Below are 12,874 nucleotides of genomic sequence, written 5' to 3'. Positions count from 1 at the left end.
TGGGACGGTATGGACGTAGCGTCGGACCGGACCAAACCTCAGGTCAAAGACTACATGACCCGCGACGTGGCGACGGTCTCGCCCGACACCACCGTCGGCGCGGTCGCGAACCGAATCGCCGAGACCGACAACCACAGCGGCTTTCCCGTCTGCGAGCGCCGGCGCGTGGAGGGCTTTATTAGCGCCCGCGATCTGTTGCTGGCCGACGAGGGCGACCCGATTTTCAAGGTGATGACGACGGACCTGCTGGTCGCCCACCCCGAGATGAAAGTCACCGACGCCGCCAGGGTGATACTTCGATCGGGGATCCAGAAGTTACCGGTCGTCGACGACGCGGGCAACCTCGTCGGTATCATCTCGAACGCCGACGTGATTCGCAGCCAGATCGAGCGCGCAACCCCACAGAAGGTCGGCAAGCTCGTCAACACCTTAGAACAGATCCACGGCGTCGACCTGCGCCAGGAGCGTCGAACGGTTCCCCTCGGGGAGCTCACCCCGACACAGGGGCGGGTGTACGCCGACGAACTCGAGGGCCGGCGCTACGAACTCGAGAACGGGCTGGCCGAACCGCTGGTCGTCATCGACAACGCCGGCACCCTGTTGCTGGCCGACGGCCACCACCGCGTGCTCGCGGCCGACCGCCTCTCGATCGACGAGATGGACGCCTACATCATCGTCATCGACGACCCGATCGACCTCGGGATGGCCCGCACCGCCAAAAAGGAGGGCCTCGAGCGAATCAGCGACATCGAGGTCGTCGACTACGCGCGCCATCCGCTGGTCCAGACGACTGAACGGCTCCAGGGCGAAGAGTAATCCGAACGTTTCGCTCCGTTGATCACTGGTCAGGGTTTTCCCGCTCCGGCGAGTACGCGGTTCGATGACCGATGACAGTTCAGCGAGCGTACTCATCGCGGGAGCGAGCGGCGACACCGGGACGGAACTGCTCGCCGTCCTCCGACCGACGGAGCTTACGGTTCGCGCGACGACCCGGTCGTACACGAACGTCGATCACCTCGAGCGACTCGGCGCCGACGAGGTCCTCGTCGCGGACTTCTTCGAACCCGGCGACGCAGTTGCGGCCGTCGAGGGCTGTGACGTCGTCTGCTGTGCGCTCGGGACGCCGCCCAGCTACCGCCACACCGTCGGCGGCAAGCTGGTCGATCGAACCGGCGTCAGCAACCTCCTGACGGCCGCCGTGAGCGAAGGGGTATCTCACTTCGTCCACCAGAGCGCGATCGGGGTCGACAGCTCGAAGGCGGGACTCCCGCTGCCGGCCAGACTCCTCATCCGGGGCTCGCTGAAGGCCAAGGCCGACGCCGAGACCGCGATCCGTCGGTCTGGGATCGACTACACGATCGTTCGGCCCGGGCGGCTCACGAACGAGCCGCCGAGCGCCGAAATCGTCGTCGGCGAGGGCGGCGACTCCGTCGTGGGATCCATTTCGCGGGCCGACGTCGCTCGCGTCATGGCCGCCGCGCCGTTCACTCCGGACGCGCGAAATCGGACCCTCGAGATCGTCAGCCGCGATGGGCTCTCCGGTCCGCCGAAGCGCGTCGTCGAGGTCGACTGGGCGTTCGACCGCGTCGAGGCCGACCGCGATCGGATGCGCCTGTAGGGAGCACCCGGAATCCTTAATGGATCGTCCGGCAAAAATTACGATCATGTACGACGATGAGGATCTCGAGTCGATCCGCCAGGCCGGCGAGGAGTGGGAAGAAGAAACCCTCGAGGCGACGCTCGAGGCCCACGGCGAGCGCCAGGACCGGTTCGCGACCGTCTCGAACCTCGAGGTCGATCGGCTCTACACGCCCGAGGACGTGAGCGATCTGGACTACCTCGAGGATCTCGGGTTTCCGGGCGAGGAGCCCTACACTCGAGGACCGTACCCGACGATGTACCGCGGGCGCACCTGGACGATGCGCCAGTTCGCCGGCTTCGGGACCGCCGAGGAGACCAACGAACGCTTTCACTACCTGATCGACGAGGGTCAGACCGGGCTGTCGACGGCGTTCGACATGCCGACGCTGATGGGGCTGGACTCGGACGACCCGATGAGCGAGGGCGAGATCGGCAAGGAGGGCGTCGCGGTCGACACGCTGCGGGACATGGAGATCCTCTTCGACGGGATCGACCTGGAGGAGATTTCGACGTCGTTTACGATCAACCCTTCCGCGCCGGTGATCTACGCGATGTACATCGCGCTGGCCGACGATCAGGGCGTCCCCCGCGAGAAGATCCGCGGCACCCTTCAGAACGACATGTTCAAGGAGTTCATCGCCCAGAAGGAGTGGGTGATCCCGCCCGAGCCCTCGCTGGATCTCGTGACCGACACGATCGAGTTCTCGACCGAACAGACGCCGAAGTTCCACCCCGTCTCGATCTCGGGGTATCACATCCGCGAGGCCGGCTCGACCGCGGTCCAGGAGCTTGCCTTTACGCTGGCCGACGGGTTCGGCTACGTCGAGGACGCGATCGATCGGGGCCTCGAGGTCGACGACTTTGCCCCTCGCCTCTCCTTTTTCTTCAACTGCCACAACTCCTTCTTCGAGGAGATCGCGAAGTACCGCGCCGCACGCCGGATCTACGCCCGCGTGATGGACGACTGGTACGACGCCGAGAAGGCCGAATCCAAGCGGCTCAAATTCCACACGCAGACGGCGGGTCAGTCCCTGACCGCCCAGCAGCCGCTGAACAACGTCGCCCGCGTGACGATCCAGGCGCTTGCGGGCGTCCTCGGGGGGACCCAGTCGCTGCACACCAACAGCTTCGACGAGGCGCTGGCCCTGCCCGGCGAGAAGGCGGTGCGGGTAGCGCTTCGCACCCAGCAGATCATCGCCGAGGAGTCCGGCGCCGCCGACATCGTCGATCCGCTGGGCGGGAGCTTCGCCGTCGAGGCGCTGACCGACGAGACCGAGCGGCGCGCGATGGAGTACATCGAGGAGATCCGCGAGATGGGCGAGGGCTCGGTCCGGGACGGCATCCTCGAGGGGATCGATCAGGGCTACTTCCTGCGGGAGATCCAGGAGGCCTCCTACGAGTACCAGGAACGTGTCGAACGCGGCGAGGAGGTCGTCGTCGGCGTCAACCAGTACACGATCGAGGAGGACACCAGCCCGGATATCCTCCAGGTCGACGAGGGGACGGCCGACCGCCAGCTGGGTCGACTCGAGGAGGTCAAGAGCGAGCGTGACGACAGCGAAGTCGAGGCGACGCTCGAGGCCCTCGAGGGAGCGATCGACCGCGGCGAGAACACGATGCCGTACATCGTCGACGCGGTGAAGGCGTACGCGACGATGGGCGAAATCATGGACGTCTTCGAGGCCGAGCACGGCGCCTACAGCGAGCAGATCGGCCTGGCCTGAGCGCCGTTCGGCCGCCCGCCCGCTCGACGATTCCCTGCGTTCTTAGTGATGCGCCGAGAGGTGGCTACCGGATGGTCTCGACGCGTTTCGTCGTCCTCGTCTCGCTGGTCGCGAGTACCGCGATCGCGATCGCGAAGTTCGTCGCCTACCTGCTGACGGGCAACGTGAGCATGCTGAGCCAGACGTACTACTCGCTCGCCGACGTGGCCAACCAGGGGCTGTTGTTGCTCGGCTTTCGGCTCAGCGAGGAGGGCGCGAGCCGCAAACACCCGTTCGGCCGCGGGAAGGAGCAGTACTTCTTCGCGTTCGTCGTCACCGTGCTCCTGTTCGGGATCGCCGGCTTCGCCTCGGTCCGGGAGGGGTACGCCGCGCTCGAGGCCGGCGGATCCGCCGCCGACGTCGACGTGACGATCAACTACATCGTTCTCGGCGTAGCGCTTCTGTTCGAGTCCTACGCGCTGTACACCTCCTACGGCGGCATGCAGTCCGAGCGCGAGGCGAAGGGGTTCGGCTCCATGTTCGAGACGTTCCGTCGCTCCAAGGACCCCTCGCTGCTGACCGCGGCCACGGAGAACTTCGTCGCAGTCGTCGGCGTGAGTGTCGCGATTCTCGGGATCTACCTCACCGACCGCACCGGCGCGGTCGTCTACGACGCGGCAGCGAGTATCGTCATCGGGCTCCTGTTGATGGGACTGGCGCTGGCGCTGGCCTGGGAGAGCCGCAGCCTCATCGTCGGCGAGGGCGTGACCCGCCGCGAGCGGATCGCGATCGTCGACGCGATCCGCGCGGTCGAGGACGTCGAGGAACTGCTCGATCTGCGGACGATGCATCTGGGTCCGGAGTCGGTACTCGTAGCGTGTGACGTCCGGTTCCGGTCGGATCTGGAGACGGCCGACCTCGAGCGAACGGTCGACGCCGTCGAGGACGCGATCAGGGAGCAGGTCCCCGAGGCCGACCGGATCTACGTCGAGGCCGAGTCGGCCTGATCAGTCGCCGTCCTCGAGGTGTGCGATCGACGCGAACACGAACGCCAGGGTCACCAGAAAGACCCCGACGGCAACGCCGGCGTACAGCGCTCCCATCGTCGGCGAGACGACGAACGTGATCTCGAGGACGGTCACCGCCTCGAGACCTCGCCACGCCGCCAGCGCGTAGCCGACGAGCGCACCGACGACGGCCGATGCGGCGATGAGCGCGAGTCCGAGGCCGACGACGAGACGCGGTCCTTCGAGCGGTCGGCCGCCGCGTCGGTCGGAGTCGGTAGCCACGCCCGGCGGTTCGACGGCGGACTATAGACTTTTGTCGGTTTCTCGTGTGGACACACGGGTAGGCCGCGTTCGTCGTGGACGGCTAGCCGCGACGGTACCGCAAGACGGCGGCGCCGACGATCGTCACGAGGCCGGCAGCCACGATCGCGACGCCGCGGGTCGCGAGGCCGAACGGGTCGTCGCTGCCGGCGGCGACCTGCTCCGTGCCGGCAGCGTACAGCCCCGCCCCCAGCACGACGAAGAGGGCGCCGAAGCCGATCGCGAGCGGCCATGGGCTCGAGACGTGGTCCGACTCCGTGATGAAGCCGGTGACGCTCGACGCGAAGAGCACGAGGCCGCCGATCGCGATCGGAAGGAGATCGACGAGGATGCCGACCTCCGAGAGGACGAGTCCGGTCGCGATCAGAACAGGCCAGGGGCTCGAAGTGGGCGGCTGTTCGGTTTCGATCGAACGATCGGTCACATCGGTCGTACGACCTCCTGCGTGTAGTATCTACCCGAACCGATCCGAACGGACCGATGCCGTGGGCGCGTCGTCGTCGCCCGAGACGTCCCTCCGAGCTACGTTCCGACCGAGTTCTCGTTCGTGTCGCCCTTGTACGAACTGTACGCGGTCAGTGCGAAGAGTCCGGGGGCGAATCCCGTGGAGAGTACGCCGTCCGTCCACTCGAAAACGGGCATACCGGTCGAGTTGCGAACTGGTCAAATATGCTTCTGTTGGGCTATCGTGATCGGGACTGGTGAGCTCGACCGAAAACGGGTCGGTGGTAGCTGGCCGAGTTCGGTGCTGACGGACGGGGCTCGCTTCCTCAGACGTCCCGATCGATGACGAACTCCGTAAACTCGCGGAGCTTTCGCTCGTTTTCGGGATCGAACTCGAGCCCGTCGATCGCCGCGCGAGCCTCGGCCGCCAGCTCGAGGGCGTGCTCGCGGGCGTACTCGATGCTGCCGGCCTCCTCTAAGATCGACAGCGCCTCGCCGATCTCCTCGTCGGTGTTCTCGTCGGCCTCGAGGATCGCTTCGAGCCGTGCGGCGGTTTCGGGGTCGCTCTCCTCGACAGCGTGGATCACCAGCAGCGTCTTCTTCCCCTCGCGGACGTCGTTACCGAACTCCTTGCCGAACTCCCCGGCCCGGCCAAGCGAGTTCTCGACGTCTAAGATGTCGTCGCCGATCTGGAAGGCGACGGCGGTCAACTCGGCGTAGCTGGCGACGGCCTCCTCGACGTCGGCGGGCTGGTCGGTGAGGATCGCCGCCAGCCGGGCGACGATCCGCCCCAGACAGCCGGTCTTGCAGGCGCACATCTCGAGATACTGCTCCGGCGTAACTCGCACCTCGCTCTCGTTGTGCCAGCAGATGTCCATCCCCTGGCCGAGGTGGGTCCGGTTGAGTTCGTCCATCAGCATCTCGTAGGCGGCCAGCCGCTGCTCGGCCGGCAGCTCCGCCTGCTCTCTGGTCAGGATCTTCAGCGGCAGGAAGTACATCGCGTTACCCGCGTTGAGCGCGATATCCTCGTCGAAGACATGGTGCAAGGCGGGCTCCCCCCGACGCATCGCGGCCTCGTCCTCGACGTCGTCGACGATGATCGTCCCGTTGTGCAGAATCTCCGGAATGCAGGCGTAGCGCAGGTACTCCTCGGGATCCTCGCCGAACGCGTCGATGAAGACCAGAAACAGTACGGCTCGCCAGCGTTTGCCGCCCCGATCGAGCAGCTCCCAGAGCGGGTCGGACAGCGCCCGCTGGATCCCCTCCGGGTCGTACTCGTAGGTCGGCTCGCCGAAGAAGTCCTCGAGGTACTCCCCCTCGACCTCGCGCGGTACGAGATCGGCGATCGCCTCGTCGATAGCCGGCTGCCACTCGGCAAGCGTCTCCCGCATACCACCCCCGAGTGGGAGCGAGGTAAAAAAGATTCAGTTCCTCGTGTCTCCCCACACTCGCGAACGGTCGCGCTCGTGGGAGTGCCACGCCGTGACGAAATGTCAACTAGCGTACTCGCGGTCGTCGAAGCCGATACCGTTACACGGCGGCGGGGAGACGATGCGAGCATGAGTACGTGGATCGGCGAGCTGTTTCGAAGCGATGTCGGATGGAATCACCTCGAGGACCTGGTCGACATCGGGAATCGGATGGCCGGCAGCGCGGGCGAGCGCGAGGCCGCCGAGCTGACCCGCGACGCCCTCGCCGAGGCCGGCGCCGAAAACGCCAGGCTCGAGCCCTTCGAGATCCAGGGCTGGAGCCGCGGCGAGAGTTCGATCGCCGCCGGCGAGACGACTCAGGACTGTATCGCGCTGCCGCGCAGCCCTTCCAACGGCGTCGAGGCGCCGCTGGTCGATCTGGGGTACGGCCTCCCCGAGGACTTCGAGGACGCCGACCTCGAGGGAAAAGTCGTCATGGTCCGCAGCGACATTCCCAGCTACGCGGATCGGTACGTCCACCGCCGGGAGAAGTACTACCACGCCGTCGAGAACGGCGCCGTCGGCTTCGTCTACCGGAATCACGTCGAGGGCTGTCTCCCGCCGACGGGCAGCGTTGGAACGGAAGAGGACCCGATCGGCGAGATTCCCGCCGTCGGCGTCTCGAGCGAGGTCGGGGCGCGCCTGGCCCGCCGATTCGACGGCGAACCGATCGAGGTCTCGGTCGAGGCCGGCGTCTACGATGCGGAGAGCCAGAACGTCCACGCCGAACTCGGCCCCGACACCGACGAGCGCGTGCTCGTGACGAGCCACGTCGACGCTCACGACATCGCCGAGGGGGCGCTGGACAACGGTGCGGGCACCGCGATGGTCGTCGAACTCGCGAACGCGCTCGCCGACCGGGAGGACGAACTCGAGACTCGTATCGAGTTCGTCGCCTACGGCGCCGAGGAGGTCGGACTGGTCGGTTCGAACTACCACGCCGAGACGGCCGACCACGACTCGATCGCGGCGATCGTCAACAACGACGGCGTCGTCCGCGCTCGAACGCTCGAGTTCACGACCCACGGCTTCGACGGGCTCGAGGACGCCGTCGAGACGGTCGCCGATCGGTACGATCACCCCGTCGACGTCGTCCCGCGACTCGGCCCACACAGCGACCACTGGCCGTTCGTCCAGTGGGGCGTTCCGGGCTACCACGTCATGTCCACCTCCGGCGACGTGGGCCGCGGCTGGGGCCACACGTTCGCCGACACGCTCGACAAGCTCGAGAAGCGCGACCTGCGCGAGCAGGCGATCCTCCTGACGGATCTCGTGGTCGATCTGGCGAGCGAGGACCGAACCGTCGAGCGCCGCTCGCCCGAGGAGATCGCCGCCGACCTCGAGGCACAGGATCTCGCCGAGGGGATGCGGGTGACCGGTGACTGGCCGTACGACGAGTAGCGGGAACCGTATCCTTTTGGATCGGCCGCGCGAACGCCGAGCCATGGACGTCGCGTGGGAACCGCCCGAGGACGATGCCGTCGTCGGGATCGTCGCCGAGGAAGCCGCCCGTCGGAGCGCAATCGCCGACTCGCTGAGTGGCGCCCTCGGGCGCACGGGGTCGACCGTCGTCGAAGGATCGGCGGCGACGCTGACGGAGGCCGACGCCTCGGTGCTGGTCGCCGTCGGCGAGCGCGCGCTGTCGGCACTCGCCCGCGAGCGTCCCGACGCTCCGGTACTCCCGGTCGGGGAGGACCTCGGCCTCGAGTCGGTCGCAACCGAGCGGGTCTCGGACGCACTCGAGACGATCCTCTCGGCTACCGCCCGCGTTCGCTCGCATCCGATCTTCGAGGTCGCCCTCGAGGGCGAGCGCTACCGCGGACTGTTCGACGTCACGCTGGTGACCGCGGAGCCGGCCAAGATTTCGGAGTACAGCGTCCGATCGGGCGACGAACTCATCGGCTCGTTCCGTGCGGACGGCGTCGTCGCGGCGACGCCCGCCGGTACTCACGGCTACGCGAGCGCCGTCGACGCGCCCGAACTCTCGCCCGCGCTCGAGGCCGTCGCTGTCGCCCCGATCGCGCCGTTCGCGACGCACGCTCGCCAGTGGGTGCTCCCGCCCGAACTCGAGTGGCGGGTCGAACGCGACGAAGGTCCCGTCACGCTAGTCGTCGACGACCGCTCGGTTCGGTCCGTTCCCGTGGGCTCGCCGGTCGGACTGACGTTCGAGGACGAACTCCGAACGCTGGTTCCGCCGGCGGACTGCCGGCGATAGCTCGGCTCAACCGCCTCGAGCGCCGGTCCCGGATCCGACTGCTCGAGGTAGTCAGGGATACGAATAATTTGTCGAACAACCGATTCCGGCCGAGAGGACAAAAGAAGGCAAACGTGCGAGACGGCGGAAACGAACGTTAGCTCTCGAAGGGTTCCTCGTCGCGGTGGTTGTCCGGGTTCTGGTGCTCGAGAGCGTCGTCCTCGCGGTCGTCGGACTTGTGCTCGATGTCCTGACGGCGCTGCTCCTCGTCCTGTCGTTCGCGAGCTTCCTTCTCCTCCTCGGTCAGTTCCTCCTCGTTCTCGCCCTCGGCGTCCGCGTCCTCGTGGGTCAACTCGACGTCCCGTCCGTGCTCGTCCTTACCGGTTTCGTCGTTGTCGGACATAGTGATCTCGGGCGTGGATTCACGCGGACGGCGAAAAGACGTTGGGCTTGCAACGGACGGCTGCGATCGACGGCTCCGATCGGCGCGGCTACCAGGGCTCGCCCGAGGCGAGGTCGACCTCGCTGTCACCCTTTTCTGAGGGACAGATATCCGCGAGCACGCAGTCGCTACAGTCGGGATTCCGGGCTGTACAGGTCGCTCGCCCGTGATCGATACAGAGGTGCGTAAACTGCTGCCAGTACCCCTCCGGAACGAGCTCTATCAGCTCCTGCTCGATCGCCTCCGGGCGCTCCTCCTCCGTGAGCCCGAGTCGGCGAGAGAGCCGCTGGACGTGGGTGTCGACGACGATCCCCTCGACGACGTCGTGGCCGTGCTGGAGCACGACGTTCGCGGTCTTCCGACCGACCCCCGACAGCTCGGTCAGCTCGTCCATCGTGTCGGGCACCTCGCCGTCGTGTTCCTCGAGGATCGTCTCGCAGGAGCTCTTGATGTAGCCGGCCTTGCTGTTGTAGTAGGTAATCGAGTTCAGGTCTTCGGCGAGTTCCTCCTCGTCGACGGCGACGTAGTCCTCGGCGCCGTCGTACTTCTCGAAGAGGTGCTCGGTCTCGCTGTTGACGCGCTCGTCGGTACACTGCGCCGAGAGGATCACGGCGATCAGCAGTTCGAGTCGGTTCGAGTACCGCAGCGAGATCGTCGAGTCGGGGTACTCGGCCTCGAGCCGATCGACGACCTCGACGGCCTGCTCCTCGGGGGTCTCGAGCGGGGTTCCCATGGGCCGTCTTTCGATGGCGTCCATTTCAGGGGTTCGGTTCCGCGAGCCTCGGCTCGCCACCCGACTCGGCGAGCACCCGGATGCCGTGGGTTTTAAGCGCGCTTCGGCCAGCTATCCGGTATGAAAGCGACCGCGATCGCCCACCCCATCCAGGGACTCGTCAAGTACCACGGGATGCGCGACGACGAGAAGCGCCTGCCGTACCACGACAGCATCAGCCTCTGTACGGCGCCCAGTCACACGAAGACGACCGTCGAGTTCTCGAGCGAGTTCGACGCCGACACGTTCGTCGTCGACGGCGAGACTCTCGAGGGTCGGGCCGCCGAGCGGGTCGACAGCGTCGTCGCGAAGGTTCGAGAGCAGGCTGACGCCGACCACGCCGACGATCCCGTTCGGCTCGAGAGCGAGAACAGCTTCCCGACGAACGTCGGGCTGGGCTCCTCGTCGTCGGGCTTTGCGGCCGCGGCGATGGCGCTCTCCGAGGCCGCGGGCCTCGAGGCCGACCTGGAGACGGTATCGACGATCGCCCGCGTGGGGTCGGCCTCGGCCTCGCGTGCGGTGACGGGCTCGTTCTCCCAGCTTCACACCGGGCTGAACGACGAGGACTGTCGCTCCAAGGAAATTCCGAGTGACCTCGACGAGGACGTCAAGATCGTGGTCGGACTCGTCCCCTACCACAAGGAGACCGAGGACGCCCACGACGAGGCCGCCGACAGCCACATGTTCCAGGCCCGCAACGCCCACATTCACGGCCAGATCGCGGAGATGCGCGACGCACTCCGTAGTAACGAGTTCGATCGGGTCTTCGAACTCGCCGAGCACGACTCGCTGTCCCTGGCCGCGACAACCATGACCGGCCCGTCGGGATGGGTCTACTGGCAGCCGGCCACCCTCGAGATCTTCAACCGGGTGCGCCAGCTTCGCGAGGAGGAGGACGTGCCGGTCTACTTCTCGACGGACACCGGTGCGAGCGTCTACGTCAACACTACCGAAGAGTACGTCGACCGCATCGAGGACGAAGTGAGCGACTGCGGAGTCGAGACGATGGTCTGGGACGTCGGCGGCCCGGCGCGGACTGTCGACGACCACCTGTTCTGAGCGAGCGCTCGGATCGAAACTCGGCTGTTCGACGGTCGGAGACGCCGCTTCTCGGGATCGTTCGTGTAAAGAATGGGTGAGCGACGACTACGTCGATCGGATTAGACTCGGCGCGCTACCGAGGCCGCGCGAAGCTCATCGCTCGCAGCGCCGCGATGACGAGGATCAACGCGAGCACCGCCACCGCGAGCCACTGTCCGGTGTGGGTGGCGAGCGCGTCACCGATCATACCGAGGAGGTCGGCGCCGACCGCCTGCCCTACGGCGAACAGGACGACTGCGAGACCGACGAGGATGACGACCGTCTGGACGGCGGTCGAGGCCATCCACGCCCCGGGAGCAAACCGGGAGCCGCGCGGCTGTTCCTCCGGCGGACGACTCTCGTTCGACTCGGAGCCACCGCGTTCGGTCTGTTCGGACATAGGCGTTCACCCGACCAGGGATACCGCCACGCCACGGATTATTATGTCGCAGGTAAGGCGATCCCCCCGAGCCGTCTCGAGCGACCTATCCGACTGCTAACGGCGATCCGATCGGCGAAACTATGGGATGATTGTTCCTGATGATTGGCGCGGACACCTGTGTATGTCCGGCACGTTTCGTTCGAAACCGGTCGTTCGATCATCGAAACAGTCGCCGACGAGGGACGGACGGCTCCGTCGACCCCGATGCCGCGTCGACTCACGTCCAGCGATCCAGTCCCGTCTGAGTGGCCTGCTCCTCGATGCGTTCGAAGCTGCGCTCGACCTCGTCGGCTGCGACGCCCCACTCGTCGGTGACGTACGCACGGGCGGCCTCGAGGTCCGGCTCGAGCGTCGTCTCGAGGCTGTAGTCGTCGGTGACGTTCGGCTCCCGAAACAGTTGGCGAACCCGATCGCCGTACTCGACGGTATCCCCGCGGGCCTCCAGGACGCTCCAGAGGTCGCCGTGCTCGGTGATCTCGCTGATCGCCGTCTTCGGGCCGATGCCCGAGACGCCCTCGTTGAAGTCCGTCCCGATCAGGATCGCCGCATCGATCAGCTGCTCCAGCGTGAGGTCGTGGCGTTCGAGGGTCGCGTCGAGGTCCATCAGCTCGGGGTCGCCCTTGCTCGTCAGCTGGCGCAGCGTCAGCGGCGCGCCGAACAGCAGGGCGTCGTAGTCCTCCGAACCGACGTAGTCGGCGTCGCCGCGTTTGGCCATGTGGGCGGCCTGGGCCTCGCCCTCCGCGGGGGCCTCGACGACGGGGACGTCGAGCAGCTCGAGGAGCTCGCGGCTGGTCTCCTGAATCGTCGGCGTCAGCCGCTGGGTCCGGGACTCGAGCTGGGCGATGGCGACCTCGTCGCCCTCCTCGCGGGCGGTCTCGAGCTGTTCTTCGTACGTTCGGCGTTGCTCCCGGCGGGACTCGATCTCGTCTTCCTTGAGCTGGGAGGGACCGCCGTCGAACACCATGATGGGAGTGACGTCGTGTTCGAAAAAGCGCGCGACGCCCTGGACGATGCCGATGAGGTTCGCGACCTCGGTGCCGTCGGGCGTCGTGTACTTCTCGCTGGCGGTCCACTTGACCGTCGTCGTCAGGTAGCGGTAGAGCCAGTTGTGGGCGTCGACGGCGATCGTCCCCTCGACCTCGTCGAACGGCACGTCCTCGATGACCGCGATGTCCCGCAGTGCAGCGTTACCCATTGGTGGTCGTTGGGCGCGTCGGGGTTTGAATCGTTGGCTTCCGTATCGTGGCCGTCGACGACGAACGTCTCGAACCGGTCCCTCGAGTCACACGCCCCCTCACGAGCGCGGAGGGAGGACGGACGCGGACGAGACCGCCTCGCACGGGCACGGGGAGACGGCCG

14 protein-coding genes are annotated in these 12,874 nt (G+C 66.7%); 7 read left to right on the top strand and 7 right to left on the bottom strand.

The genetic code is table 11. From position 1 onward, the window contains the following. Window positions 1-9 precede the first annotated feature (9 nt). The 4 genes from QA609_RS00235 (at window position 10) to QA609_RS00220 (ending at window position 4,351) form a co-directional block, all read left to right on the top strand. Window positions 10-816, top strand: a complete 807-nt coding sequence (locus tag QA609_RS00235) for a CBS domain-containing protein (protein ID WP_278300571.1) — start codon at window positions 10-12, stop codon at window positions 814-816. Between the two features lie 64 nt (window positions 817-880). Then, window positions 881-1,618: an NAD(P)-binding oxidoreductase gene (locus QA609_RS00230; RefSeq protein ID WP_278300570.1), complete on the top strand. Its 738-nt coding sequence runs from the start codon at window positions 881-883 to the stop codon at window positions 1,616-1,618. A 46-nt stretch (window positions 1,619-1,664) separates the two neighbouring features. Continuing rightward, window positions 1,665-3,365 carry a methylmalonyl-CoA mutase family protein gene (locus tag QA609_RS00225; RefSeq protein ID WP_278300569.1) on the top strand — a complete coding sequence of 567 codons (1,701 nt, stop codon included), beginning with the start codon at window positions 1,665-1,667 and terminating at the stop codon, window positions 3,363-3,365. 71 nt (window positions 3,366-3,436) lie between these two features. Beyond that, entirely contained in the window at window positions 3,437-4,351 is a 915-nt protein-coding gene (locus QA609_RS00220; protein ID WP_278300568.1) for a cation diffusion facilitator family transporter, read from the top strand. On the opposite strand, the gene QA609_RS00215 is transcribed toward QA609_RS00220, so the two are convergent. The 3 genes from QA609_RS00215 to QA609_RS00205 all read right to left on the bottom strand — a co-directional run bounded on the left by QA609_RS00215 (window position 4,352) and on the right by QA609_RS00205 (window position 6,507). Next, window positions 4,352-4,633 carry a hypothetical protein gene (locus QA609_RS00215; protein ID WP_278300567.1) on the bottom strand — a complete coding sequence of 94 codons (282 nt, stop codon included), beginning with the start codon at window positions 4,631-4,633 and terminating at the stop codon, window positions 4,352-4,354. It lies immediately after the preceding gene. An 82-nt stretch (window positions 4,634-4,715) separates the two neighbouring features. After that, a complete protein-coding gene (locus QA609_RS00210; RefSeq protein ID WP_278300566.1) occupies window positions 4,716-5,096 on the bottom strand; it encodes a hypothetical protein in 381 nt (126 codons plus the stop codon). Window positions 5,097-5,442: 346 nt separating this feature from the next. Beyond that, window positions 5,443-6,507: a polyprenyl synthetase family protein gene (locus QA609_RS00205; RefSeq protein ID WP_278300565.1), complete on the bottom strand. Its 1,065-nt coding sequence runs from the start codon at window positions 6,505-6,507 to the stop codon at window positions 5,443-5,445. A gap of 168 nt (window positions 6,508-6,675) precedes the next feature. Between QA609_RS00205 and QA609_RS00200 the strand changes: the two genes are divergently transcribed. Continuing rightward, on the top strand, window positions 6,676-7,986 hold the full coding sequence (locus tag QA609_RS00200; protein WP_278300564.1) for a M28 family metallopeptidase: 1,311 nt from the start codon (window positions 6,676-6,678) through the stop codon (window positions 7,984-7,986). A 43-nt stretch (window positions 7,987-8,029) separates the two neighbouring features. Then, complete coding sequence (locus QA609_RS00195) at window positions 8,030-8,800, top strand: ATP-NAD kinase (protein WP_278300563.1); 771 nt, start codon at window positions 8,030-8,032, stop codon at window positions 8,798-8,800. A 136-nt stretch (window positions 8,801-8,936) separates the two neighbouring features. On the opposite strand, the gene QA609_RS00190 is transcribed toward QA609_RS00195, so the two are convergent. Together QA609_RS00190 and nth are read right to left on the bottom strand one after the other, a co-directional pair. Beyond that, complete coding sequence (locus QA609_RS00190; protein ID WP_278300562.1) at window positions 8,937-9,182, bottom strand: hypothetical protein; 246 nt, start codon at window positions 9,180-9,182, stop codon at window positions 8,937-8,939. Window positions 9,183-9,270: 88 nt separating this feature from the next. Beyond that, window positions 9,271-9,954, bottom strand: a complete 684-nt coding sequence (gene nth / locus QA609_RS00185; protein ID WP_278300561.1) for an endonuclease III — start codon at window positions 9,952-9,954, stop codon at window positions 9,271-9,273. 120 nt (window positions 9,955-10,074) lie between these two features. Between nth and mvaD the strand changes: the two genes are divergently transcribed. Next, a complete protein-coding gene (mvaD, locus tag QA609_RS00180; RefSeq protein WP_278300560.1) occupies window positions 10,075-11,052 on the top strand; it encodes a phosphomevalonate decarboxylase MvaD in 978 nt (325 codons plus the stop codon). Between the two features lie 115 nt (window positions 11,053-11,167). Here mvaD and QA609_RS00175 read toward each other — a convergent pair whose 3' ends face one another. Together QA609_RS00175 and fen are read right to left on the bottom strand one after the other, a co-directional pair. Continuing rightward, a complete protein-coding gene (locus tag QA609_RS00175) occupies window positions 11,168-11,473 on the bottom strand; it encodes a hypothetical protein (protein WP_278300559.1) in 306 nt (101 codons plus the stop codon). A gap of 259 nt (window positions 11,474-11,732) precedes the next feature. Continuing rightward, complete coding sequence (gene fen, locus QA609_RS00170; protein WP_278300558.1) at window positions 11,733-12,710, bottom strand: flap endonuclease-1; 978 nt, start codon at window positions 12,708-12,710, stop codon at window positions 11,733-11,735. Window positions 12,711-12,874: the final 164 nt, after the last annotated feature.

The sequence above is a fragment of the Natronococcus sp. A-GB7 genome, from assembly GCF_029688865.1.
In the GTDB taxonomy this organism is placed as follows: Archaea; Halobacteriota; Halobacteria; order Halobacteriales; family Natrialbaceae; genus Natronococcus.
Note: the sequence above shows the minus strand (reverse complement) of the source record. Positions and strands in the feature narration are given on the sequence as shown.